Below are 25,504 nucleotides of genomic sequence, written 5' to 3'. Positions count from 1 at the left end.
ACGGGAGATGTCGACCCATCCGGCAACATGTTCCTCATCCTCCGATGAGGATGAGGTCACGTTCGATCTCGGTAACCGAACCTTCCAGCGCCATGTCCCGGCCGAGCCGCTCATAGTCGAGATAGCCTGCGAGATTGGCAGGCAGGGTGTAGCAACCGGACACGATCTCCTCCGCGTAGTCGGCAAGCGTGCCGTGGTAGAGCGAGTAGTCGTCCCAGCGGGTCGACAATTCGTCCAGCGGATAGCCAAGCTCCAGCAGGTGAATCGCAATCACCGTCCGGTCTTCGTCACCGACGAGTGCGTCGAGAAGGTCGAACCACTCTGAAAGCGAGGCCTGGGTGACGCCGACGGCGGCGAACAGGTCGGCCTCTTCTCCGTCGATGTACTGGATCTCGAACTCCTCGACCGGCTGACCGTAGTCGTCCACGCGGTTTGCGGCCTTGTCCCGATACTGATCCATATCGGTGAAGTAGAAGCCGGTCGCGCTGATGCTGTAGGGCTGGGCGAAGTACAGCGACTTCGCCCGGTTGCCGGAGAGCGCGGGGCTCATGCCGCATCCTCCTGTGCCTTGATCCGGCGCACCACGGTGCGGCCCTCGATCAGCGGCGTATAGTTGATGATGAGGTTGAGACCTTCGTTGTCGCCGTGGCTCCAGCCGATCCCGATCTTGGTCCAGCGGGCCTTGTCTTTCTCGCCCGTGACATGGAAGATTTCGTGGGTTGGTACTTTGGGTGCATGGGGTTTTGCCATTGCCGTCGTCCTGTGTTGGTTACTCCGGCCACCCTCTGCGGCCGGTCGCCAGCGTTTCGGGCCGGGCGTCACGGGACGGGTGCAAGGGTCTTCTCGGGAGACCGCTTGCGGCGGAAGATCCCTTGCGCACGGCACGGCGCGGCCCAGTCTGGCGAACCTTCCGGCCAGCGGGTGTCGGCAGGGACGTTCACGGATGAGGCTGGCGGAACACCGCAGCCTGCCGGTCCCACGCCATCTGTTGTGCGGGCGGGATGCAGGTCGGTTCAGGGGAGGGTACGTTGCACCGGCGTCCGAAGGGGCACCGGTCTCTACATGCCGGAGAGGCCCCTCGTCTTTCGGAAGGTCAGGCCATGTGGCATCAAGGCGACACGCCTCGACGGTTCAGGAGGCAACGACGGGGATACTGGTACGGATCCGTATAAAGAAGTAGGCGAAAGAGCCACAGAAATGGTACGGTGAAGTATGGCTAAAGATACGAAGACAGCAGGACGCTCGGCATCCACGGGCAAATTTGTGACGCAACCGATCGGCGCCAAGAAGGCGGCCAAATTTTCGGAAGTCGAAGGCATGCGAATGAGTGTGGCTTCGAAAGTGTTGTCCGAGAAGACGGCCGCCAAGGGACTCAAGGGCGATGCGTACCGTTCGGAGATTGCCAAGGCCTTCAAGAAAGGCTGATAGGTGGTTCGCTACAACGCGGTTGACGACCCACTGTGTTATCCGGGCACGCACATCCTCCGCAACAAGGAAGACATCCGCGATCAGGATGAGCTCGACGAGTTCGAGCAACTGATGTTTGATTCCCGTGCGGGCGAGGACCTGCCCGAAGGCGATCTGGATTTCGAGCACTACAAGGCGCTTCACCATCATTTCTTTCAGGACGTGTACGCATGGGCGGGCCATGTCCGCAGCATCCGCACCGGCAAGGGCGACAACTGGTTCTGTTATCCCGAATATATTGACGATTACGCCGAGCGGCTTTTCCGGCAATTGGCGGAGCGTGGCCATCTGGCGCACGCGGCGGATACCGACGCCTTTTCCGAAGGTGCGGCCTGGTTCCTCTCCGAAATCAATGCCATCCATCCCTTCCGCGAGGGAAATGGCCGTATCCAACTGGTCTTCCTGACCATGCTTGCCCGTAACGCAGGGTTGGAACTGGACGAAGACCATCTCCGACCCGAGCCGTTCCTTACTGCGATGATCCGAAGCTTCAGCGGCGATCTCGCCCCTCTTGTCGCGGAAATCCGCCGGATGCTCTAACGCTCCCGTTCCCGCTCCTCTTCCTCGCGGTGGTAGTCTTGCAGCATCAGGTCTTCGGCGCGATCGCGCTCGCCCGGCGAGAGCAGGTCACCGTCGGGTCCCGGCACCGGCAGATCGTGGTCGCGCTCACGAGCCTCCGAGGCGAGGTAGTCGTCCAGTGCGGCACGCTGCGCCGGTTCCATCTGCCCCGACAGGTCCCGGACAAGCCGCTCCTCGTCGCGGGCAAGCAGGGCGGCAATCCGGCGGGAGTGGATCAGGGTTTCCAGCTGACCGCGCATATCCTCCTGTTCCGGCGACAGGGCGTCGAGCATGCGGCGCTCGGGCTCACTCAAGGGTTCCCGTTCGGCTTCGATGGCGAGGCGCTGCTCGTACTCCGCCCGGTCCGCCATTTGCTCGGGGTCGGCAACCGGAAACTCGGTCCGTGCCTGTGCCGTCTCCCTTTGGCGGGCGTTTTCGAGGGCGCGTTTCCACCATGCCGGAGGGCCGTGACCCTCTTTGTGAGCCTGTTCGCGCGCCGCGTCCCATTGCGCGGCTTCCTCCGGTGTCGGCGGGTGTTCGTCAAGGGATTGTTCCAATTCAAGATCGCGGTCGCGATGATCCGGTTCCGGATCGCGTCCGGCAGGATGGCTGGGACGTTCGTCCTTGTCCTTTTCCATAAGATGCTCCTCTCTGATGCGCCGCGCGTGTTCACGCTTCCTGCGGCGCTCGATCGCATTCGGGCCACGATGCCGGGTCGGTTCCGCCCCGATGCCTCGCGCCTTGTAGCTGCGGTGATCGACGCGAAGCGCCGATCCGGTCTCTTCCAGAATGTGGTTGGTAAGGTCCGCCCAGCGTTTGCGGACGGATTTGACAAAGGCGCGCTGTTCCAGCGCGGTGATCTTGTCGCCGAAGCCGTCACCCGAAAATAGGCGGGTGGTCAGCAGGACATGGACATGAGGGTTGCCGCCGGTGCCGTCGTCATGAACGGCGATATCGGCTACACAGCCCATGGCGACGAAGGGCGCCACGAAGGCCTCCAGCAAGGCAGGCCGCCGGTTGACGGGAATGTCCCGCGTCACCGCCGCCTCGATGGATTTGGCGAGGCGCGCGTCGCGCCGTCGCGCGGACAAATCCACCCGGTTCCACAGAACCTCGCGCGCCGCCGCCCAGGCCGGCGCGCCCTCCGGGAGCAGGAGTGTCGAGAAGATGACATCCTCACGGTAGCTGAAATCAACGGGACGTTGCTCCCGTTCCGACCACAGCCGTGCCCCGGCGTTGTAGGCGGCGGTGGCCACGGCAATGCGTTCACCTCCCTTCCCGTTGCGGCGGGCGAGGTTGTCGACGTGGCAATGAATATTCCCGTCCTGCATGCGCGCGTCCTCGCCAGACACGCCACGAACGGCAGGGCTGGCACGGTGGGGTGCAGGGGCTTGCCCCTGCCGCACTTCGGCGTTTGACGTGGTTGCCTTATCGCGGCAACGCGTCAAACGACGGCAAGGTCGACGAACATGTAAGTACATGTCGGCGACCTGTAAGTGCGCTGTACGGATTTATGCACGCATATGTTGACTCTTTTCAAGGTTGCCGATTACGTTCCTTTCAATCTTTGGTGTTGGCACGGGGGCGGCCATGGGCAGGGATATTTTTGATATCGGCGGTTCGATGGGCGACATCCTGACCGCCGCACGCAATGGCACCCAGGTCAGCCGGGCGGTGCTGGTCTGGAACCTGCGGCGGCGCCTGCAAAAGGCGGGCTATGATCCGGTCACCATCGAGGCCGCTTGCGAGGCTCTCGCGGCCGGACGCGATCCACGCGTGATTGTGGAGCAGGCCGAGGCCGCCTATGCGCTGCGCGACAAGCAGGACGCCATGCGGCGCGATCCGCCGCCGGTACATGGCTCGGCCCGCTGGGCAACGGCCGATGATGTCCGCAAGGCTGGGCTGTTCCGCCCCGCCTCGGGGCGCACACTGAGCCTCGGCACCTGCGAAGGGCACGCCGTCAACTGGGACGGTGAAAGCCATCTTCTGACGGTCGCGCCGACCCGCACCGGCAAGAGCCGGTTGCAGATCATTCCGAACCTGCGCACCTACGGCGGCTCGGCCGTGGTGCTGGACCCGAAGGGCGAGCTCTACCACAACACGGCGGCGTGGCGTCGCGAGGTGGGGCCGGTCTATGTCCTCAATCCGTTCGAGGTTCCTGATATCCCGAACGACGACGCTTTCAATCCGCTTGACGAGGTGACCGACAGCCAGTCAGCGGTGCAGCTGGCGGAGATTTTGTATCCGCGCACACGCGACGACCGGCAGCAGTTCTTCGAGAACGAGGCGGTCGGCTTCCTTGCGGCGGTGGTGGAGTTTACGGCGCGGTTCGCGCCGGAGAGCCACCGCAACCTTGCCACCATCAGGGACGCACTCAGCACGCTGGATCGGGACTTTCACCAGCTTGTCGAAGCCATGGCGAACGAGGTCATGCCGCCGTCGATCCGCAATGCGGCACGGAACTTCCGCACCAAGTCGCGCGAGACCGGGCAGCCGCGCGTTCTCGACAGCCTCAACACGCAATTGCGGATCTGGGACACGTCGGGACTGCGCCATGTGACCCGACGCTCGGGGTTCGCCTTCGAAGACCTCAAGGACAAACCCGCCACCGTCTACCTCGTGCTGCCGTTCGCCAAGATCAGGCCCTTCTCCATTCTGGTGCGCATCCTGTTCGCCTCGGCGCTGGATGCCATGCTCCGAAACCCCGTCCGCCCGGATATTCCGGTGCTGTTCGTGCTGGACGAGTTTCTGGCGCTGGATCGCGAGGACCGGTTTGTCGCGGCGATGCGCACCCATGCCAGCGCGGGCGTGCGGCTGTGGTTCTTCCTGCAGGACCTGCCGACCCTTGAAGAACTCTATCCCACCACATGGAAGTCCTTCCTGCAGGTCGAGACCAAGACCTTTTTCGGGACAGACGACCCGCACACGGCCGAACTGATCTCGCGCTACCTGGGCGACCGGACCGTGGCCTATGACGTGCCGAACATGTCGGCCTCGGTCAGCGGCGGCACCAACGCCTCCGCCGGCTACTCGTTGTCCGAGAACCTGCATCTCGCCGGTCGGCGCTTGATGACCCACGACGAGGTGACCGGGCTGCTGCGCGGCTCGGTCGCCGGTCGCAAGGCAATCCATTTCCTGCGGGACCTTGCCCATCCCCTGCAAACCGATCTCGTATCTGCGGAGACTCCTTCATGACCGATATTGTCGAGAGCGTACCCCGTCATCCCGTCGGCGCGACGGCCTTTGTCCTGATCCTCGGCGCGGCCGCCGGGACGGTGATCGCGCTGGTGTTTGCCTTCGTGATCTCCAGTATGGGGGTTGCCGCCGGTGGGCCGTTGGCGATCCTTTTCTTCGCGCCGCTTCTGCTCGGGGTGTTCAGTATGACCGCGCTGTATATCCTGATCGGCGTGCCGGTCTGGGCGCTGATTGGCGGCATGCTGTTCGCGGCGCGGTTTTCGACCGGTGCGGCCAGCCCGGCCGCCCAGGTCACGGGGGTGACCTTCCTGTCGGAAGGCCATCCGATCCACGAGGCGACCCAACGGATGGCGGCACGGCTGGGCCTGCCGCCGGTAGCCCATATCGGTTGGTACGACTCCGACACCATCAACGCCTTTGCCATGGGCACGAAGCCCGGCAATGCGCTGATTGCGGTTAGCAAGGGTGCGGTTGAGAAACTGTCGCGCGACGAACTGGATGCCGTGCTCGGCCACGAGCTCGGTCATGTGGCCTGCAACGACATGGCGCGCATGACCTATGCCCTCGGTGTGCGCGAGGCGTTGACGTTCTTTCTGGTGTTTGCGCGCCTGAAGGCGTTCGCCCGCTGGCTGTTCATGCCCTTCTCGGAACTGGAGCTGCTGCGGTTCTCCCGCACACGCGAGTTTACCGCCGATGCGATCGCCGCCCGGCTGACGTCACCCGAAGCGATGATCTCGGTGCTGGAAACGTTACGTCATGCCAAAGGCGAAAGCCCGAACGATGATCTGGCCATGGTGAAGATGTTCGCGCTCGGAGACCGCACCTGGCTGTCCACCCATCCGCCGCTTGAGGACCGGATCGCGGCCCTCAAGGCCTTGCCGTTACCCGTAAGCCGGGTGGCAGCGGTAACGACTGATCTGCGAAGCGCCGACTACGCGATTTCGGGTTGAGAAGAGCCGTCCGCTTTGCTAGCAGGGATGACCACGCGGACGTGGTGGAATCGGTAGACACAAGGGACTTAAGCAAAATTGAGTGCGCCGGGGGAAACGCCGGACGTAGAACTGCTCAAAGTCGGGGAACCCTGTCAGATGGCGATCCCGAGCCAAGCCCCGTCAGGGGAAGGTGTAGAGACTAGACGGGCAGCACCTAAAGCGATAGCAACGGTGAAGGTATAGTCCAGACCACAAACGCCCGCACGGGCGGCGGCGAAAGCCGTAGCTGGTACGAAAATCCCTCGGCTTTGGCCATGCGGGTTCGACCCCCGCCGTCCGCACCAAGACAGCCGGAGTGAAGCGTTGCCTGTCTTCCGGGGTGAAGTAGGTACTCTGCAACGACTGATTTCAGTTTCAGTTCACAACACCTTGATAGCGAAAGAGGTTGATGCCGAACAATCTGACGTTCGTCAGTTCATAGTTCCAATAATCCAGTGAATTCGAAAATCTCGCATTATCCAATATAGGGGAACACTCGAATCACGTGTATACCCAGACTTGTTGCATCTTTGCTTTGAGTGATAGGCGGATATTCGGAGGCGCTCTTGAGCTTTTTCCATGATGACGAATTCGATAGCATCACGATTAAAAAAATGATCGTGCATGTGGTTGGCGGAAAGCAAGACTTTGCTCCGCAGCCTGCTCTTCCGGTTGACGAAGAACCGCATATAGCGTTCTTTCTCGCACGCATCGTAGATGCTGCGGTAAGTCCAGTGCACAAATTCGAAGACAAATCCGCGACCAGCGCTCTTTTAAAAGAGATGGCAACTAACGCCATAACGTTTGAAAAGGGGGGGCAAGAACTTGCTCGTCGCTTCCAGCTAGATCACGTGGGCTCTAGCAGTGGCGGCGCATTTTTCGTCTTCGAGCTCGGCACCGACAACCCCGAGACCACTTTCTATAGCCTTATCAAATACGACTACCGGGAGGCGGTCGAACTATATGCGAAAGACGGCAAGAGCGCTTTTCGTCAGATCGTACAGGCGTTCGTCAAGGAGAAGCGTGCCATTCAGAAATCCTGCCTTGTGCGGGTCAGGGCTGGTGTAGTTGAGGGTGAGGCATCGGCGTTCGACAGAATGGGCGAAGCCCCGGATCTGACCGACTACTTCCAGAAATTCCTTGAAGTCCGCCGTGATCGCGATACCAAGGAACTGAGCGATAGACTGAGCGGTGTCCTACGCGACACGATACGCGACTGCAGGAAGTACTTGCCGGGGAACGACGCGAAACTAGCACTAAACGTCGCCAAAGAGTCGTTAAGTGGCCGCGACATAGTAGATGACGAAGCGATCAGGGAAGCAATCTTCGTTGCCGCGGGTCGTCCCGCTGAGGATATTCGGGCGGAGATCGACAAGTCGCTCGATCGACACCTCAAAAGTCAGAAGTTGACAGGAGTGTCATTCAAGCCCGATCCTAAATCTCTGAAGCGCGCGCCACGTATGAAGCTCAGGACAGCAGAAGACGTACTGGTAGAATACCCGGGCGAACAGGAAGACCGCGCCGTTACGCGGACAAGAGACGAGCGAGGCGGATGGGTTATAACAATCAAAACATCGGAAGCTTTGGTCGAAGATGACTTCGTCGGAAAAAAGGCTCGCTGAGACAATCGACGCTTGGGCTCTTGAGGGACGGGCGCTCATAACAGAGCACACACGCGATATCGTGGTGGGTAGGTTGTCAACTGCCGACGCACTTGAACTCGTACAAAGTCTGGAGATTCTTGGCTGGAGCCATTCAATTGAGGACGGATCGCCCGCGGTTGTTACAAAGGACCAGCTTGAGATTGACTATGAACCTTTCCGGATTACAGCTGAGAAGCCCGTTGTCGCGGAAGGACGTGATCACATCCTTACCAACGTTGGCCTGAAAGACTGGTTGGCGAGGCCCCCTGCGAGCCCCATTGTTGAAGCTAGCCGTCTCGGGGTCGGTTTCGAAACATTCTCCGTCAAATTCGCAACCCGAGAACTTCCGTGCAGCTTTGAGCCGGAAGTGCTTTCCTCTGACCCACGCGCAGTCGTCAAGGAAAGTGGTCAGGTTCGTGTTGTGCCAGCGGACGTTTCACCCTGGATTTTGAGACCAAATTCACAAATCGATCTTAGCGATGCCGTGACAAAAGTCTGGGCGAATGCTGCCGCTCGAAACCTCGCCGCCTGTCTTGCCAACGAGGTGGAAGGAACGAAAACTATCTTGCTGAAAGGGCCGCCCGTTACCCGCTATGAAGTGGTCGACGACATGGTGGAAAGGATGGGGCCAGATGGCTTCCAGGCGTTACAGTCATGTGCTCATTGGGTGTTCTCTGCGCCCAATGAAATGGATACCCGTCACATTCTTTTGACCGCTGAACTCTCGCGCTCGGCGCCAGGTTCTGATGATCTGCCAAGTTTGTACAGAAACTCAGGACAGCCCGCGCTGGAAGGTGCCAGAATTGCCTTCGAGATGGGCTTGCATAAGATCAGTGCCGATACCTTGAGGGCACTTACAGATCTTCGCAAAGCTGTCTCGGACGAAGCGGCAAGACTCGGTGATACAACGCGTCAGCTCGCAGCTGCAGTCAGTGGCGCCATGTTCGGTGGGATAGCATTAATAGTTGCCAGGTTGACGATGGCCACGAGTAATTTGACGGTGGCTGCAGGCGTCTTGCTGATCGGCGTTGTCCTCGCGATATACGTCTGCGGGACGATTTGGACGGGGAACCAGTTCGTCAGCATTCAACGAGATCTGAGGGACCAGTGGCGAAATCGTCTTTACCGCTTTCTCCCGCAAGATGAGTATAAGAGGATGGTCAACGAACCGGCTCGAAGGGCAGAGCGCGCGTTTTGCGCTGCGTCATGGATCAGTGGGATACTGGCAATAAGTCTTCTAATCGCCGTCACGGTCATTTCCGGACCAGAACTTTGGCAGGGTATCAAAGATTGGCAGGCCTCGCATCCAGTGGCAATGCAGACCCCATCTGCCACGTCCTCCGGTTTACCTGAGACACCTACAGCATCACCGGACGACAAATTGGCCGCTCCTGATCCAATAGCGCCACCTGCCGCGCAGCCAACTGTGGCTCCTCAATCGCCGGCTGTTGAAGGCAATTGAAAATATGATCACGATTCCATCTCGCGGAGCGCAAAACGCATTTCTCCTCGCTTCGTCGCACGTCTGTGGTGATATAGCCCGCACCCCCACCTGTAATCTGTCTCAAAAAACACGTGCGGTGCTTGAGTCATTGCTGACGCGCGCTCGGACTGTCACCAACTGGTGGGACTGATTGAGAATCCGATGCTGGATCGTGAAGGCGAAGGTGATCGTCGCAATGACAAAAGTTGATACTCGGCTCGGTAAACCCAGTCCGGAAAGCCTATTTACGGTGCTCATTGCGCTTCGCATGCTCGACAATTTCCTTCTTTGACTTCGCCTTGCGCTTCACGTTCACAGCCGCCGCGCTGATGCTGGTGGAAATATGTGACGCATAATATTTCTCGATCATCTCCACGCTGGTGCGGCAGTTCTTGGCGATCTGGTAGATGTCCGCACCCTCCATCAGCCGCAGGCAGATGTAGGTGTGGCGCAAGCTGTAGGCCGTTCGCCGGTTTCCCTCACGGTCAAATTTCAGCTTCTCCTCGTCCAGTATGTTGTTGAACATGATGACGTGGTTGCCGGGAAACATCAGGTCGTCCGGCTTTGGCAGGTTCCGCTTGAGCAACCGTTCGAAGGGGAAGACTGCATTCTTTGTGCTCTTGCAGTAACCGACACCGCGCTTGCCGCGCACTTGAATGAGGAGGATGGTTTCCTCCGTTTCTTCGTCTTCAACGATCTCGACATCCCGGTACTGAAGCCGGTTCGCTTCATCCGGTCTGAGGCCGGTGTTGGCCATAAAGAGGACGTAGTCGTGCAACTGTTCGGCATGCCACTGGAACCGCCGGTCGCGGTGCCGCTCGGCGCGTTGCCGCGTGGCAGTGTAGAGCTGTTTGTACTCTTCTGCTGAGAACCAGGCGCGGTGCGAGATTTTCCGGGACGATTGGTAGGGTTCCGACAGGTCCGGCAGATGGTTGAGCCAACCGGCGCGAAGCGCGGTCTTCAAGACCTGCCGCAAGGTCACGAATTCCTGGTGCAGGGTGTTCCTTGCCGGTCGCTTCCCATCCGGTCCCGGAGTAAGCCTCATTACACGGTATTCTTGAACCTTCCCGGCGGTGACCTCCGACAGTCCCAATGATCCAAAGAACGGCAGCAGGTAAAGCCTGAGGCGCCGTTCGTTGCCCTCCACGTATTGCCGGTTCCTCGTGCCGCCGGTGACGGCATCGTACTCAGCCAGAAACTTCTTGGCGGCGTCCTTGAAGGTCTTCTCACGCTTCAATTGACCGTTCAGGTTTTGGCCGCGAAGACCAAAATACCAGTTCTCCGCGAACGCCTTCGCTTCCGACAGGTTTTCGGTCTTCGTGCTGACGCGCCACTTTTGGCCGTTGAAGCGGGCTTGCGCCTGCCAGAGGTTGCTGTTTTCGCGGCGATAAATACGCACTTTGCCGTCGAAAATGTAATGGGTTTCGCTCATTTTGACCCACCAGACTGTGTCCGCTATGTGTCCGGCTATTTTGGCAGCTTTTGAGCGATTTTCAAGGGTCTAAATAATTGTATTTATTGTAAATTGTGCGACATGAGAATTTAGGGAGGCCCAATTTTAAGTCCCTTGCGTCTACCAGTTTCGCCACGTCCGCACTGAGGCGCTTTCCTATGCGCCGTGTTCTTCTTTGACGACGGTATCGGATTCGTCAAGGCTGGTTGGCGCGTGAAGTGATCGGTCGGGTTGTGTCAGGCGCCGGCCGACACGTCATAGGGGGTGGCCACCGCGACGCGGGAGGGGGCGATGCGGAACTCGGCGGGCAGCATGCGGTGGTAGGCCAGCACCGTCTGGCAGGCGCTGCGGGCGTCCTGGCGCAGATCATGGTGGATGACGAAGGTCAGTCGGCCGGCGGCCAGCAGCGCGCGGTTGTCGGCGTCGAGATCGTGGGCGGCGAAGACCTCGCAGGCGCGCGTCTGGTCGTCGAAGGCGTCGAGAATGGCGCGGTTGCCGCCGCCGGCGGAATAGACGGCGCGGATGTCGGGATGCGCTTCCAGTGCGTTCAGGGCGAGCGCCTTCGTCGTGCGGTCGACGCCGCGGCCCTCGGAGATCGTCACGGCTTCGAGATGGGGGAAGCGCTCGGCGAGCGCGGCGCGAAACGCCTGCTGCCGTTCGTCCTCGCCGGTAAACAGCGCGCTTGAAAGCGTCACCAGCACCTTGCCGGGCTTGGAGCCGGCCATCTTGCCGAGGAGATAGGCGGCGGTGGCGCCGGCCACACGGTTGTCCATGCCGACATAATCGGTGCGGACCTCGACGGGCAGGTCGGTGACGAGGGTGACGACCGGGATTTTCGCCTCCAGGAACTGCCGCGCCATGTCGGCCATGGCCGGCGTCGATGGCACCTTCAGGATAACGCCGTGGCTGCCGCGACGGCGGATGGCGGTCAGCACCGAGACGAGATCGCGCTCGCTCATCGTCTCGGCCACGTGGAAACGGGCGGAGAAGGAGGCCGGCCGCATGCCGGGCAGCTCCGCCTCGAAGGCGGCACGCACCGCATTGGAAAAGCGTGTCGGCGTTTCCATGACGATATCGATGACGAAGCGGCGTCCGGCGAGGCCGGCGGTAGCGTACTGGCGCTCCAGTTCGGCAATGGCCGCCTCGACCTGCCGCCGGGTGACGCTGCGCACGCCCGGCCGGCCGTGCAGCACGCGGTCGACGGTGGCGAGGCTGAGGCCCGCCTGGAATGCGATATCCTTCAAGGGGTAGGGCGGTTTCATGGAACGGTCTGAGGTGTTTTTGAGGTGTTTTCCGCCTATGATTAGGGCCGGCCTCCGCTAGGATCAAGCTGACTTATGTCAATAATGGGAGGATAACGTCATGGACGCGCAGACAGTCGCCAGCCGGCGGCGCAACAAGGTGTGGCTTGCGGCCGACAGCGGCAGTTTCGAGAGCTTCAAGGCCGAGGTGATGAGGGCGACGGATATCGCCGAATGGCCCTATGCCGCGGCAGTCGAGAAGAACGTGCTGATCTATGACGGCGAGCGGGTGCGCGATGTGGCACGCGACGCCGAGGGCCGCCGCGAGCTGATGGCCGAATGGGTCGAGGCGTTTGCGACCGGCCCCGGCGTCATCGCCATCAAGAATGCGCTGCCGGACGCGGCCGTCGTCGACCGGGCAACCGAAGTCTTCAATGCGATCGTTCTGGAGGAGCGCGAGAAGGGCAAGGTCGCGGCCGACCATTTCGCCAAGCCGGGCGCCAACGACCGCATCTGGAACTCGCTGGAAAAGCACTGTCTCGCCGATCCGGAGAATTTCGCCCGCTACTACGCCTCGGAGGCGGTCGCGATGGCGTCCGAAGCCTGGCTCGGCAAGGGCTACCAGATGACGGCGCAGATGAACCGGGTCAATCCCGGCGGCACGGCGCAGAAGCCGCATCGCGACTATCATCTGGGCTTCATGTCGCCGGCGCAGATGCAGGCCTATCCCGGCCACATCCACGGCATTTCGCCGCTCTTGACGCTGCAGGGCGCGGTCGCCCATTGCGACATGCCGCTCGAAAGCGGACCGACGCTGTTCCTGCCCTATTCGCAGACCTTCTTCGAAGGCTATCTCGCCTTCGGCCGGCCGGAATTCCAGGCCTATTTCCAGGAGAACCACGTGCAGCTGCCGCTCGCCAAGGGCGACGCCGTTTTCTTCAATCCGGCGCTGATGCACGGGGCCGGCAACAATGTCTCTTCCGACATCTACCGCATGGCGAACCTGCTGCAGGTCTCCTCCGCCTTCGGCCGGGCGATGGAAAGCGTCAACCGCACGCGGATGGTTGAGACCCTCTATCCGCATCTGCTCGCCGCTCTGAAAGCCGGCACGCTGAGCATGGGTGAGGCGGTCAATGCGATTGCCGCCAGCGCCGAGGGCTATGCCTTCCCGACCAATCTCGACAGCGATCCGCCGGTCGGCGGTCTGGCGCCGAAGATCCAAGCTGCGATCATGGCCGAGGCGCTGGAAAGCGGCATGGCGCCGGCAGCGTTCAGCGAACTGATCGCCAACCACGCCGCGCGGCGGGAAGCGTGAGCGCGGACATGGGAAGACTGGATGGAAAACATGCCGTCGTCACCGGCGGCACGCAGGGGTTGGGCGCGGAAGTGGCGAGGCTTTTTGCCGAACGCGGCGCGGCAGGGATCACGATCTGCGGCCGCTCGGTCGACAAGGGCGAGGCGAAGGCGCGCGAAATTTCGGAGCGCTACGGCGTGCCGGTGCGCTTCGTGGCGGCCGATCTCGCAGAGGTCGAGGATTGCCGCAAGGTGATCGCGGCGGCGCGCGATGCGTTCGGCGTCATCGACGTGCTGGTCAATGTCGCAGCGATCACCGACCGCGGCACGATCCTCGACACCGATCCGGCGCTCTTCGACCGGATCTTCGCGATCAATGTTCGGGCACCCTTCTTCCTGATGCAGGAGACGATCAAGGCGATGCGGGAAACCGGCACGGAAGGGGCGATCGTCAACATCTCGTCGATGTCGTCCATGGCCGGCCAGCCCTTCATCGCCGCCTATTGCGCCTCGAAGGGCGCGGTCGACACGCTGACGCGCAACACCGCCTTCGCGCTGTTGAAGAACCGCATCCGGGTGAATGCGCTGAACATCGGCTGGATGTCGAGCGACGGCGAGGACCGTATCCAGCGCGAGCATCACGGCGCGCCGGAGAACTGGCTGGAGGAAGCCGCGGCCCGACAGCCTTTCGGCCGGCTGGTCGATCCGGCCGAGGTGGCGCGTGCCGCCGCCTATCTCGCCTCGGCGGAATCCGGCCTGATGACGGGGGCGACGATCAACTTCGACCAGTCCGTGTGGGGCGCCTACGAGGACAGCCCGCATCCGAAGACGGCGTTGTAGGGAGGCTGAGACCGGCCGGTGTCCGAGAGGGGGCCGGGTTCGGTTGCCCTGGGTCCCGTTGACAAAGTGATTCTGGCAATGCGACCGTGGGTTGACGGAGGATGCCATGAAGACACTTCGTGTCTATGATATGAAAGATCAGGTTCTTGCGCTTGATCTTAGAGACTTGCTGCGGCTTTTGGCTCCGCTTTCCCTAGAAGCACATTGGGTCGTCTCGACGGTGAAGTCCTCCAAACCGGGGCACGAATGGTTTGAGGCAACCGGTGAAGGGGGCGAACGGCTTGAGGGGTTCGCGCAAGACAATGGTCAGCTTTCGGGTTCTGATTTGGCCGCCTTGGCTGAGAATACGCGGCAAGTTATCTGGGGCGAGTTCGTCGGCTCGCTACCCGCTCAGTCCGACAGGCCGTGGGTGATAATCCGGGCCGTCGACAGCACCTTCTATGAGATCGTTTCTGATGACGAGACGGTGCTGAACAGGATTGGCTCCGCCTATAGAGACGTCCGGATGGGCGAGGCTCCAATTACGTCCTGGTTCCAGGACCCTGCCGACGAATGATGGCAATCAGAAGCGGACGCTAGCCGGGGCAAGGAGTGCCATCAGTCAAGCTTCCGCTGATTTCTGACTCCATTTGTGGCGGAGCCTAGTTCTTCCAGAACATCGGCATCAGGAGGACGAGGACGGTGAGGATTTCGAGGCGGCCCAGCAGCATCATCAGCGACAGCAGGTAGAGCGGCGGGTCGGTGAAGGTGGAGAAGTTGCCGGCCGGGCCGACGATGTCGCCGAGGCCGGGGCCGACATTCGAGAGCGCCGTGATGACCGCCGAGACGGAGGTCACGAGGTCGAAGCCCATGGCGCCGAGCACGAGGCTGCCGAAGGCCCAGAGCAGCATGTAGAGGAAGAAGAACAGGAAGACGGCGCGCTGGGTGTCGGCTTCGACGATATTGCGGCCGTAGCGCACCGAATAGATGGCGTTCGGATAGAGGAGCTTCTTCAATCCCGTGCGCAGCAGGTTGAAGAGGATGGTGAAGCGGTAGGCCTTGATGCCGCCGGCGGTCGACCCCGAGCAGCCGCCGACGAAGGTGGCGATGAAGGCCGCCATGATCGCGAAGGGTCCCCACAGCGAGTAGTCCTCGCTCGCATAGCCCGTGGTCGAGAAGATCGACGCGAAGTTGAAGAAGGAATGCGTGAGCGAGCGCGAGAATGGCACGTCCGACTGGAAATGGTGATAGACCGCCACCGCCACCGCGAAGGCGGAGACATAGCCGAGGAAGACCAGGATCTGCGGATCGCGCAGCGAATCGAGCCGGCCGCGTACGATGAACAGGATCAGGATAGAGAAGGGTAGCGAGCAGACCATCATGAAGAAGGTCGAGGCCCAGAGCAGCGCCGGGTTGCGGAAGAAGCCAAGCGAGGCGTCATGGGTGGAGAAGCCGCCGGTCGCCACCGTCGACATGGCGTGGTTCAGCGCATCGAAATGGCCCATGCCCAGGACGTCGTAGGTGATCGCGCAGACGATGGTGATGCCGACATAAACGCCGACGAAGGCGCGGGTGAAGCTGGCGATGCGGGCGAACGGCTTGTCGTTGGTGTCCGACGATTCCATCTTGAAGAAGGACATGCCGCCGACGCGCAGGTAAGGTAGCACGAACAGGCCGAGCGCGACGATGCCCACCCCGCCGAGCCACTGCAGGAGCGAGCGCCAGAGCAGGAGGCCCGGCGGCATGTTGTCGAGGCCGACGATGACGGTCGATCCGGTCGTCGTGATCGCCGAGACCGATTCGAACAGCGCCTGTGCGAAGGTGAGCTTGGCGGCGGAAAAATAGAGCGGGATGGCGCCGGTCAGCGAGAAGGTCGCCCACAGGATGTTGACCAGCAGGAAGCCGAAACGCTTGTTGAACGGCGTGGAATTGCCGCGCGTCGCCATCGCGGCCGCCAGCGAGAAGCCGAAGGTCATGAAGCCGCACATGGCGAAGATGCGCCAGTCCGGATGGCCGAAATAGAGATCGACCATGGCGGGAATGAACATGACCGTTGCGAGATAGAGGCCACAGATCGCAGCAATGTGGATCGCGGAGCGTATCAGATTGACATTCAATGCGGTGGCATCCCGGCTTTCGCAGACAAGACTGGCGGCAAAGAAACTTTTGTCACCGCTTTCGCCATATGTCATAGCGGGTACGACCGTTAAACTCAATGAGCCCCGTATTGATGACCAAGACCTTTGCCACCCAGGATGTTGATAACGCTGCCGACGCCATGCGCTCGGTGTTTCCCGCGACACCACTGCAACTCAACGAGCACCTGAGCGGGCTCTACGGCGCCAGGGTGTGGCTAAAGCGGGAGGACCTCTCGCCGGTGCGCTCCTACAAGATTCGCGGCGCCTTCAATTTCTTCCGCAAGGCGATCGCCGCCGGCGGGTCCAACCGCACCTTCGTCTGCGCGTCCGCCGGCAACCATGCGCAGGGCTTTGCCTTCGTCTGCCGGCATTTCCAGGTGCCGGGCGTCGTCTTCATGCCGGTGACGACACCGCAGCAGAAGATCGACAAGACGCGCATGTTCGGCGGCGAGTTCATCACCATCCGCCTGTTCGGCGACTTCTTCGACCAGTGCTACAAGGCAGCCCAGGATCATGTCGCCGAGACTGGCGCGATCATGGTGCCGCCCTTCGATCACCCCGATATCGTCGAGGGACAGGCAACCGTTGCAGCCGAGATCATGGAACAGTTGCCGGAGGGCACGGTGCCGGACCTGATGATCCTTCCGGTCGGTGGCGGCGGTCTCTCGGCGGGGATCACCGGCTATCTCGACGGCGTGGTGAAGCGCGAGAACTTCCTGTTCGTGGAACCGGCCGGCGCGCCGAGCCTGAAGAGGAGCCTGGAGGCCGGCGAGATCGTCACGCTGCCGAAGGTCGACAATTTCGTCGACGGCGCGGCGGTGGCGCGGATCGGCGACCTGAACTTTTCCATGCTCAAAGGCTTTCCTTCCGAGCAGGTGATGCTGCTGCCGGAAAACGCAATCTGCGTGACGATGACGGCTATGCTGAACGTCGAGGGCGTGGTGCTGGAGCCGGCGGGCGCCATGTCGATTGCCGCACTTGCCCAGTTGGGTCCGGAAAAGCTGGCGGGAAAAACGGTCGTTGCCGTCGTCTCGGGCGGCAATTTCGATTTCGAAAGGCTGCCGGACGTCAAGGAGAGGGCGATGCGCCATGCGGGCGTGAAGAAGTACTTCATCCTGCGGCTCGCCCAGCGCCCCGGCGCGCTGCGCGATTTCCTCAACCTGCTCGGGCCGGAGGATGACATCTCGCGCTTCGAATATCTGAAGAAATCGGCGCGCAATTTCGGCTCGATCCTGATCGGCATCGAGACGGCGAAGCCGGAGAACTTCGATCGGCTGAGGGCCAATTTCGACGCGGCAGGGATGGGATACGAGGACATTACCGACAACGAAATCCTCGCCAACCTGATCATCTGAGTGACTCAACGTCATTCCGTAAGGTTAGGTTTACCGCGGTTGCATCCGCTGCCTTTGCCTCCTCGTCAAATCGTGATAGACCCCGGATATGAGCTCGATATTTTCAAAGATTGCCTCCATCTTTTCCTCCGGCGACAAGGGGGCGGCAGCGCCGTCCGCGACACAGTCGGAGGAATATCAAGGTCTTATGATCTTCGCCGAACCGATCAAGGAAGGCGGCCAGTACCGCTTGGCCGGACGGATCGAGAAGAGCGGGGACGGCGGCACGCTGGTGCGTTCCTTCATCCGCGCCGACCTGTTCTCGTCGTCCGACGAGGCGATCGAGTTCACCTTGCGCAAGGGTAGGCAGATCATCGACCAGAATGGCAAGCACCTGTTTGCCGATGCCGAAGGCTCGCGCCCCGTCTGATACGGCAACTCCTTGATTTGCTCTGAAGCATGATGCGGGCGGGCCGATAGCGGGCCGGGCAGTCATCAGTCGTGCGCTGGTTGCAGTGCGCTGCACACGCAATGTTAACGCTTGGGACTTAGCATCCGTAAAAATTTAGTGTTTTCGGATGAATCCATTTCAATGCGCTTTGGTGTGACTGGAGCAATTTTCACCGGTTTTGCGTTGGCCCTGACCGGCCACGATGCGAAGGCTGCCGAAGCGGCCAGGGACATCACGCTCGGTATGGATTTGAGCTGGATGCTTTTGGCGGGCGCGCTCGTCATGATGATGCAGGTCGGCTTCCTGCTGCTCGAAGCCGGTCTGGTGCGCTCGAAGAACTCCGTCAACGTCGCGCAGAAGAACCTCCTCGATTTCGTCTTCGGCGTCGTCGCTTTCGCAGCGATCGGCTTTATGATGGGCTTCGGCCATGACAACGGCTTCGTTGTGGGCTGGGATCCGGACTTCTATTTCCTCGAGAAGCTGGATTCATGGCAGGCGGGCTTCTTCGTCTTCCAGGTGATGTTCTGCGGCACGGCGGCGACCATCGTTTCCGGTGCTGTCGCCGAGCGCATGCGGCTCTGGGTCTATGTGATGGGCTCGCTGTTCCTGTCCGGCTTCATCTATCCGATCTTCGTTCATTGGGCCTGGGGCGCTGCGCTCTTCGAAAACCCGTCGGCCTACCTCGCCAATCTCGGTTTCATCGATTTCGCCGGTTCGACCGTCGTGCATGCGACCGGCGGCTGGGTGTCGCTTGCGGCCTGCATCGTCATCGGTCCACGCATCGGACGCTTCGACGCCCGCGGCAACCCGATCCGCATCACCGGTCATTCGCCGGTGCTGGCGACCACCGGCGCGCTGCTGCTCTATATCGGCTGGATCGGCTTCAATGGCGGTTCGACGCTCAAGGCAGTACCGGATATCGGCCGCATCATCCTCAACACCGTGCTGGCCGGCGGCATGGGGGCCTGCGTCGGTTATTGCGTCGGCTATTTCCAGGATGGCCTTATCTATCCGGAAAAGTCCCTGTCCGGTCTCCTTGGCGGCCTTGTCGCCGTGACCGCCGGTTGTCACGTGCTCGGGCCGGGCGGCGCCTTGCTGATCGGCGCTGCCGGAAGCCTCGCCGCCGTCTACGGCAATATCTGGGTCGAACGCCGGTGGAAGGTCGATGATGCGGTCGGCGCAATCGGCGTGCATGCCTTCGCCGGCGTGGTCGGCACCCTCGGTCTTGCGGTGCTGGCGCCGGCACACGTGCTGCCGGCGGGAAGTGCCCTGGGGCAGCTCTATATCCAGACATTCGGTTCGCTGCTGAATTTCTACTGGACCTTCTGCACCGGCTTCGCCTTCTTCTGGCTTCTGAACAAGCTGACGCCGATCCGCGTGTCGGCCGAACAGGAGGAGATGGGCCTGAACGTCGCCGAGCACGGAACCCGGCTCGGCGTCGGCCATGTCGAGGATGCGCTCGGCGGTCTTTTGGGCGGCACTAAGGATTTCAACAAGCGGCTGCCGGTCGTCGCCGGCGACGAAGCGGAGAAACTGACCGACCTCTTCAACCGCCTGATGGACAACCTCGAGGACGAGGAGCGCGAGCGGGCACAGCTTGAAAAGATGAAGAGCCAGACGGAAGAGGCCGAGCGCGTCTCCGCACTGTCAAATGCGACATTCGAGGCCATCGTCATGATCCGCGACGGTGTCATCGTCGATGGCAACGACCAGCTCGTCACCCTGGCCGGCAGGCCGATGGAGACGCTGATCAACTGCTCGGTTTACGAGCTCATAGCGCCGGAGGACCGCGAGCGGGTGAGGGCGGTTCTCGACGCCGAAAGCACCGAGGAATACGAGTACCATCTGCTGCATACCTCCGGCGAGCGCATACCGGTCGCGGCGCGCGGCCGGATGATCCGGTACAAGGGCGAGACAGTGCGGATCGGCTGCATCGTCGACCTGCGCGAGCGCAAGGCGGCGGAGAAGAACATCATCCATCTTGCCCAGCACGATCCGCTGACCGGGCTTGCAAATCGCAGCCTGTTCAACCAGCAGCTGGCGAAGGCCGTCGAAACGGTGCTTGAAAGCGAGCAGGTGGCGCTGCTGCTGATCGACCTCGATCGGTTCAAGCTGGTCAACGATATCCACGGGCATCCGGCCGGCGACGAAGTCATCCGCGAAGCGGCGCGGCGATTGAAGCAGGTGTCGGGTCAGGGCAGCATGGTCGCCCGCCTCGGCGGCGACGAATTTGCCGTGATCGTCACGGGCGTGACGTTCCAGAACCAGATGACCGATCTCGGCATGCGCATTGTTCGCGAACTGTCACGGCCGATTCAGATCCGCGAAGGGCTGGAGGTGCAGGTCGGCGCCAGCGTCGGCATCAGCCTCAGCCCCGAGCACGGCCTGGATCCGGAGCTTCTGGTCGCCCGCGCCGACATCGCGCTCTACCATTCCAAGGAGTCCGGCAGAAACATCTGGCACATGTACCGGCCCGGCATGAGCGAGCTCACCGAAAAGCGCCGGCAGCTCGAGGCCGACCTCGTGACTGCGATCGACCGCAACCAGTTTGAACTGCACCTGCAGCCGCGTGTCGATTCCGCCACCGCCAAGATTGTCAGCTACGAGGCGCTGCTGCGCTGGACGCATCCGGAAAAGGGCGCCATCAGCCCGGTGGATTTCGTTCCGGTCGCAGAGGTCTCGGGTAAGATCGTGCAGATCGGCGAATGGGTGATCGAGGAAGCCTGCCGGATCGTCAAGTCCCATCTCGGCAACCGCCACATCTCGATCAATGTCAGCCCCATCCAGTTTCGTCAGGTGGATTTCCTGCCGCGGCTGATCGAGATCGTCGAGGCGAACGGGGTAAACCCCGAGCAGATCGAGCTCGAAATCACCGAAAGCACGCTGATCGAAGACGACAAGCGGGCGCTGCATCTGCTGAAGGCACTGAAGGCCAAGGGCTTCTCGATCGCACTGGACGACTTCGGCACCGGTTATTCCTCGCTCGGCTATCTCAGCCGTTATCCGTTCGACACGATCAAGATAGACCGTGAATTCGTCAAGAATCTCACTGTATCCGAGAATGCGACGCTGATCATCCGCACGATCATCGCGCTCGGCTCCGGGCTCGGCATGCGCGTCGTCGCCGAGGGTGTCGAGACGGTGGACCAGGCGGTATTCCTGTCGCTGTCGGGATGTGATCAGCTGCAGGGCTTCCTCCTCGGGCGGGCGAAGCCTGCGGACGAGCTGCAGACCGAGATCGAGCCTGCCATCATGAACCAGATCATCACGAGCGTCCGGCAGGAGAGGCCGCATGTCTCCGGCCGCAATGACGTCGCTCCGATATCCAGGCCCGCCTGACGGCGGCCACGTAGGCCCCTCGGGCAGGTGCCGTTTCGAAATTTTGGACGTAAAAAGGGCGCGGTCTCCAATGAGGCCGCGCCCTGTCATTATGAATTGTTGAAAAGATCTATAGTGAACTTACGCTTGAAAATCAGGCTGCTTCAGAAAACTGCTGGACCTTGGCCTGCGCGTCGGCGATCGCCTTTTCCGCAGCTTCCGGTCCGAAGGCGAGGCCTTCGATATAGATGACCTCGACGTCGGTCATGCCGAGGAAGCCGAGAACCGTCTTCAGGTAGGGGATGGCGTGGTTCATCGGGGCTGCCGGGCCTTCGGAATAGACACCGCCGGAGGACAGCACGATGTAGACCTTCTTGCCGGTGACAAGACCCTGTGGGCCGGTCTCGGTGTACTTGAAGGTGTGGCCGGCGCGGGCAACGTTGTCGATCCAGGACTTCAGCGTCGAGTAGATGTTGAAGTTGATCAGGCCGGTGGCGAGGATGACCGTGTCGGCGGCCAGCAGTTCGGCAACCAGCTTGTCGGAATAGTCGGCGGCAGCGGCTTCATCGGCGCTACGGTCGGCCGGCGCCTTGCGGATCGCATTGGTCGAAATGGTGTCGAGGTGCGGCACAGGCTCGGAGCCGAGATCGCGGTGAATGATGCCGTTGTTGGCAGCCTTGGCGGCAAGCTTTTCGGCGAGTTCGGTGGCGACCTTGCTGGAGAGCGACTCGGAACCGCGCGGGCTGGATGTAACAAGCAAAATATTGGACATTTCTGTACCTTTCGTCATTGAAATCAATGGCCGAGCGTTGTCCCCCCGGCTGTCTTGACGAATTAGATAAGTCAGATGATTAATATATAAAACCATGATAATATGGATTGATATCATCGAAATATTGGATGGGTACCCATGCAGCCAAATCCGACGCTCGATCAGCTCCAGGTGCTGATCGCCATTGCCGACACCGGTTCCTTCTCAGCGGCCGCGCGCCAGCTGAACAAGGCCCAGTCGGTCGTCAGCTATGCGATCTCCAATCTGGAAGACCAGCTGCAGCTCGATCTCTTCGACCGCAGCGGTTCGCGCCAGCCGGTGCTGACGGAGGCCGGCAAGGCGGTGTTGGAGGATGCGCGGCGGATGGCGGCGCAGCTTGACTCCTTGCGCGGCCGGGCCGCCGTCCTGCGGGAAGGCCTTGAGGGCGAACTGAAGCTCGCCGTCAGCGTCATGGTGCCGGAGCAGGCCCTGGTGGCTATCCTGACTGCGTTCCAGAAGACGTTTCCCACGGTGCAGCTGAACGTCAATTGGGGGTCCGGCTTCATGGTTAGCGACATGATCGAGACCGGCAACGCGCATCTCGGCATCGGCGGGGCGGTGATGAAGGTCGAGGACGGGATCATCGTCGAACGGCTGAGCCAGTCCTATATGCTGCCGGTGGCCGCCGCCGACCACCCGCTGGCGAAACTCAATCGCCCGCTGCTGGTCGCCGACGTCCGCGACGAGGTGCAGATCGTCGTCTCCGACTCGACCGGCCAGACGCGCGGACGCGATTTCAACGTCTTTTCCATGCGCACCTGGCGGGTGGGCGACATGATGACCAAGCATACGCTGCTGCGTGCCGGGCTCGGCTGGGGCGGCATGCCGGGCGCGATCGTCGAGAAGGATATTCGCGATGGGCGGCTGGTGCGGCTGCAGATGGACATGTTCGAGACGTCCAATTTCCCGATCTTCGCGATGTGGCGGTCCGCAAGCCCGCCGGGACCGGCGGCGCGTTGGATGATGGAGCAATTCCGGCTGTTCCTCGGCAAATGCCCGTCCGACATGCACGAGGCCCTGGGCCTTCTGCCCCCCAAAGCCGCCGCGGAGTAATCCGCAGCGGCATTGGACAGGGCCGGACGGTCGTAGTCAGAGCACCAGGCGGAACCTGGCGAAACCGTCCGCGCCGTCGCCGGCATCCTCGATCTTGGCGCTCTTGACCGAGGCCGCATACTGCCGGCCCTTCGGACCGGTGTCGAAAACCGCGGTCGTGCCGTCCATCGGCTTGAACGACCAGTTGTCGTCCGCCGACGGGTTGATGGTGCCCTGTTCGATGATGTAGCGCACGACCACGTCGCGGTTGGTGTCCGGACCGACGAAGATGATCTTGCTGTCGTTGATGTCCGGGAAGTTGCCCCCGCCGCCGGCACGGTAATTGTTGGTGGCGACGACGAACTTCTTGTCCGGATCGATCGGCTTGCCGTCGAACTTCAGATCGACGATGCGGCCGGCGCCGTCGGAGACCTTCTTGCCGTCCTTGTCGAACATCGCCGGCTGCGACAGGTCTATCTGGTAGGTCACGCCGTCGATCACGTCGAAATTGTAGGACGGGAAATCGGGGTTGAGCAGCGGCGCATCCTTGGCGCCGGGCTTGACCTGGTTGAACATGCCTGCCGACATTTCCAGCCAGTTCTTCACCTCGGCGCCGGTGATCAGCACGGCGCGCACGGTGTTCGGGTAGAGATAGAGGTCGGCGACGTTCTTGATGGCGATGTCGCCGGCAGGGACATCGGTGTAGTAGTCCGCGCCGCCGCGGCCGCCGGCCTTGAACGGGGCTGCCGCCGAGAGCACCGGATAATCCTTGTATTCCGTGTCCTTCAGCATGTCCTTGATGTACCAAGTCTGGGCGATCGAGACGATCTGCACCGACGGATCGTCGGCGACCAGCGCGAAGTAGGAGTAGAGCGGCGCCGACGTCTTGCCGACCGGGGTGCGGACATAGGCGAGCGTTTCCTCGTGCTCCTTTTTCACCGCATCGGCGATGCGTTCGTCGCTCTTGATGTCGGCGACGATCTTGCGGTCTTCGGTGCGGTGGTAGATCGGCCGCGCCTCGGTGGTGAAGTCGACGACCTTCCAGGTCTTGCCGTCCTTTTCCAGAAGCAGGTCGATGAGGCCCATATGCGAGCCCCAGAAGCCGCCCATGACGGCGGGCTTGCCCTGCAACGTGCCGCGGACGGGATCGACGCCGGCCATGCCGTCCCAGGTCTTCGGTCCGGGGAAGACGAGGTGCTGGTGGCCGGTGAAGACCGCATCGATGCCCTCGACGCCGGCGACATAGAGCGAGGCGTTTTCCATGCGCTCCCCGGGGCCGGTCGCATCGATGCCGGAGTGGGAGAGGGCAATCACGATATCGGCGCCTTCCTCCCGCATGGCCGGCACCCAGGCCTTGGCCGCCTCGACGATGTCGCGGGTCTGCGCCTTGCCTTCGAGGTTCTTGGCGTCCCACACCATGATCTGCGGCGGCACGAAGCCGATGAAGCCGACCTTGACCGGGCTCATCTCGCCGGAGCCGTCCTTGATCTGCTTTTCAAGGATGACATAGGGCTTGAAGAACAGGTCGTCGTCCTTCGGGTCGGACGCGAGCTGGCCCTTGGTCAGGTTGGCGCAGACGATCGGGAAATTGGCGCCGTTCAAGACGTTGAACATGAAATCGAGGCCGTAATTGAACTCGTGATTGCCGAGCGTGCCGCAATCATAGCCGAGCATGTTCATGGCCTTCATCACCGGGTGCATGTCGCCGGCCTTGATACCCATCTTGTAGGCCATGAAGTCGCCCATGGGATTGCCCTGCAACAGGTCGCCATTGTCGATCAGCATCGAGTTGCCGGCCTCGGCGCGGATCCCGTCGATGATCGAGGCGGTGCGGGCAAGACCCATCGTGTCGTTCGGCTTGTCGGCATAATAGTCGTAGGGCAGCAGGTTCACATGGATGTCGGTCGTCTCCATGATGCGCAGATGCGCCTGGTTGGCGGCAGCATGCGCGGCGAACGGATGCAGCATGATGAAGGCCGAACCGGCGGCAAGGCCTCCGAGCAGCGAGCGGCGGGTGAGCGCGGTGGAGGAGAGGAGGTGGGGCATTGTCTGTCTCCCGAAGTCGAGTTCGATGACGTTTGGTCGGGCGCCGAGCCCTCCCGGTGCGGTTGTCGATACGTCTGAATTGATGGCGGGATGATGACAGCGACGGTTTGGGATGGCCAGACGAAAAATTGTCCCTTTGGTAAAATAAATCGTCGCAGGAGAAAGAGGGCACGGCTCGTATTTTTCCCGCTCCGCGCCTAGGTTCTGTTGACAAAGTCGCCACTCTTGGACGAACGGTGTTTAAGTTTTCC

Annotated in this window: 21 protein-coding genes; 13 read left to right on the top strand and 8 right to left on the bottom strand. The window is 61.5% G+C overall.

The window, feature by feature from the left end:
* Window positions 1-34: 34 nt before the first annotated feature.
* Together ACU5AY_RS08925 and ACU5AY_RS08920 are read right to left on the bottom strand one after the other, a co-directional pair.
* Entirely contained in the window at window positions 35-550 is a 516-nt protein-coding gene (locus ACU5AY_RS08925) for an antirestriction protein ArdA (protein WP_446828784.1), read from the bottom strand.
* Window positions 547-750, bottom strand: coding sequence for a hypothetical protein (locus tag ACU5AY_RS08920; protein ID WP_446824402.1), 204 nt, complete (start codon window positions 748-750; stop codon window positions 547-549). The genes ACU5AY_RS08925 and ACU5AY_RS08920 overlap by 4 nt, the downstream gene beginning before the upstream one ends.
* Before the next feature lie 462 nt (window positions 751-1,212).
* On the opposite strand from ACU5AY_RS08920, the gene ACU5AY_RS08915 reads away from it, so the two are divergent.
* Both ACU5AY_RS08915 and ACU5AY_RS08910 read left to right on the top strand, forming a co-directional pair.
* Entirely contained in the window at window positions 1,213-1,425 is a 213-nt protein-coding gene (locus ACU5AY_RS08915) for a hypothetical protein (RefSeq protein ID WP_446828783.1), read from the top strand.
* A gap of 3 nt (window positions 1,426-1,428) precedes the next feature.
* Window positions 1,429-2,007, top strand: coding sequence for a Fic/DOC family protein (locus ACU5AY_RS08910; protein WP_446828782.1), 579 nt, complete (start codon window positions 1,429-1,431; stop codon window positions 2,005-2,007).
* On the opposite strand, the gene ACU5AY_RS08905 is transcribed toward ACU5AY_RS08910, so the two are convergent.
* Window positions 2,004-3,356, bottom strand: coding sequence for a MobA/MobL family protein (locus tag ACU5AY_RS08905; RefSeq protein WP_446828781.1), 1,353 nt, complete (start codon window positions 3,354-3,356; stop codon window positions 2,004-2,006). The two genes, ACU5AY_RS08910 and ACU5AY_RS08905, sit on opposite strands and share 4 nt — an antisense overlap.
* Before the next feature lie 259 nt (window positions 3,357-3,615).
* Between ACU5AY_RS08905 and ACU5AY_RS08900 the strand changes: the two genes are divergently transcribed.
* From ACU5AY_RS08900 to ACU5AY_RS08885, 4 genes are all read left to right on the top strand, one after another.
* Window positions 3,616-5,220, top strand: coding sequence for a type IV secretory system conjugative DNA transfer family protein (locus ACU5AY_RS08900; protein WP_446828780.1), 1,605 nt, complete (start codon window positions 3,616-3,618; stop codon window positions 5,218-5,220).
* The gene (locus tag ACU5AY_RS08895) at window positions 5,217-6,170 is read left to right on the top strand and encodes a M48 family metalloprotease (RefSeq protein ID WP_446828779.1); all 954 of its coding nucleotides are present in this window, start codon (window positions 5,217-5,219) and stop codon (window positions 6,168-6,170) included. The genes ACU5AY_RS08900 and ACU5AY_RS08895 overlap by 4 nt, the downstream gene beginning before the upstream one ends.
* Window positions 6,171-6,757: 587 nt before the next feature.
* On the top strand, window positions 6,758-7,813 hold the full coding sequence (locus ACU5AY_RS08890; protein ID WP_446828778.1) for a hypothetical protein: 1,056 nt from the start codon (window positions 6,758-6,760) through the stop codon (window positions 7,811-7,813).
* 73 nt (window positions 7,814-7,886) lie between these two features.
* Complete coding sequence (locus tag ACU5AY_RS08885) at window positions 7,887-9,296, top strand: hypothetical protein (protein ID WP_446828777.1); 1,410 nt, start codon at window positions 7,887-7,889, stop codon at window positions 9,294-9,296.
* Window positions 9,297-9,558: 262 nt separating this feature from the next.
* Here ACU5AY_RS08885 and ACU5AY_RS08880 read toward each other — a convergent pair whose 3' ends face one another.
* Complete coding sequence (locus ACU5AY_RS08880) at window positions 9,559-10,749, bottom strand: site-specific integrase (RefSeq protein ID WP_446828776.1); 1,191 nt, start codon at window positions 10,747-10,749, stop codon at window positions 9,559-9,561.
* Window positions 10,750-11,006: 257 nt separating this feature from the next.
* Window positions 11,007-12,032 (bottom strand): LacI family DNA-binding transcriptional regulator, encoded by a 1,026-nt coding sequence (locus ACU5AY_RS08875; protein ID WP_446828775.1) that lies wholly within the window; start codon window positions 12,030-12,032, stop codon window positions 11,007-11,009.
* A 100-nt stretch (window positions 12,033-12,132) separates the two neighbouring features.
* Here ACU5AY_RS08875 and ACU5AY_RS08870 point away from each other — a divergent pair, with 100 nt between their 5' ends.
* The 3 genes from ACU5AY_RS08870 (at window position 12,133) to ACU5AY_RS08860 (ending at window position 14,700) form a co-directional block, all read left to right on the top strand.
* Window positions 12,133-13,326 (top strand): phytanoyl-CoA dioxygenase family protein, encoded by a 1,194-nt coding sequence (locus ACU5AY_RS08870; protein WP_446828774.1) that lies wholly within the window; start codon window positions 12,133-12,135, stop codon window positions 13,324-13,326.
* Complete coding sequence (locus tag ACU5AY_RS08865) at window positions 13,323-14,144, top strand: SDR family oxidoreductase (RefSeq protein ID WP_446828773.1); 822 nt, start codon at window positions 13,323-13,325, stop codon at window positions 14,142-14,144. The genes ACU5AY_RS08870 and ACU5AY_RS08865 overlap by 4 nt, the downstream gene beginning before the upstream one ends.
* A 106-nt stretch (window positions 14,145-14,250) precedes the next feature.
* Complete coding sequence (locus ACU5AY_RS08860) at window positions 14,251-14,700, top strand: hypothetical protein (RefSeq protein ID WP_446828772.1); 450 nt, start codon at window positions 14,251-14,253, stop codon at window positions 14,698-14,700.
* Window positions 14,701-14,785: 85 nt separating this feature from the next.
* Here ACU5AY_RS08860 and ACU5AY_RS08855 read toward each other — a convergent pair whose 3' ends face one another.
* Window positions 14,786-16,240, bottom strand: a complete 1,455-nt coding sequence (locus ACU5AY_RS08855) for a TrkH family potassium uptake protein (protein WP_446828771.1) — start codon at window positions 16,238-16,240, stop codon at window positions 14,786-14,788.
* A gap of 161 nt (window positions 16,241-16,401) precedes the next feature.
* On the opposite strand from ACU5AY_RS08855, the gene ilvA reads away from it, so the two are divergent.
* The 3 genes from ilvA (at window position 16,402) to amt (ending at window position 21,385) form a co-directional block, all read left to right on the top strand.
* Window positions 16,402-17,616: a threonine ammonia-lyase gene (gene ilvA, locus ACU5AY_RS08850; protein WP_446828981.1), complete on the top strand. Its 1,215-nt coding sequence runs from the start codon at window positions 16,402-16,404 to the stop codon at window positions 17,614-17,616.
* A gap of 88 nt (window positions 17,617-17,704) precedes the next feature.
* Entirely contained in the window at window positions 17,705-18,025 is a 321-nt protein-coding gene (locus tag ACU5AY_RS08845) for an HlyU family transcriptional regulator (RefSeq protein WP_446828770.1), read from the top strand.
* 174 nt (window positions 18,026-18,199) lie between these two features.
* Window positions 18,200-21,385, top strand: coding sequence for an ammonium transporter (amt, locus tag ACU5AY_RS08840; RefSeq protein ID WP_446828769.1), 3,186 nt, complete (start codon window positions 18,200-18,202; stop codon window positions 21,383-21,385).
* A gap of 133 nt (window positions 21,386-21,518) precedes the next feature.
* Here amt and ACU5AY_RS08835 read toward each other — a convergent pair whose 3' ends face one another.
* Window positions 21,519-22,136 (bottom strand): FMN-dependent NADH-azoreductase, encoded by a 618-nt coding sequence (locus ACU5AY_RS08835; RefSeq protein WP_446828768.1) that lies wholly within the window; start codon window positions 22,134-22,136, stop codon window positions 21,519-21,521.
* Window positions 22,137-22,274: 138 nt separating this feature from the next.
* On the opposite strand from ACU5AY_RS08835, the gene ACU5AY_RS08830 reads away from it, so the two are divergent.
* Window positions 22,275-23,228, top strand: a complete 954-nt coding sequence (locus tag ACU5AY_RS08830; protein WP_446828767.1) for a LysR family transcriptional regulator — start codon at window positions 22,275-22,277, stop codon at window positions 23,226-23,228.
* Between the two features lie 36 nt (window positions 23,229-23,264).
* On the opposite strand, the gene ACU5AY_RS08825 is transcribed toward ACU5AY_RS08830, so the two are convergent.
* Complete coding sequence (locus ACU5AY_RS08825; protein ID WP_446828766.1) at window positions 23,265-25,253, bottom strand: bifunctional 2',3'-cyclic-nucleotide 2'-phosphodiesterase/3'-nucleotidase; 1,989 nt, start codon at window positions 25,251-25,253, stop codon at window positions 23,265-23,267.
* Between the last annotated feature and the right edge of the window lie 251 nt (window positions 25,254-25,504).

Source organism: Rhizobium sp. PAMB 3174 (assembly GCF_052908375.1).
This window is presented reverse-complemented; position numbering and strand designations above follow the sequence as displayed.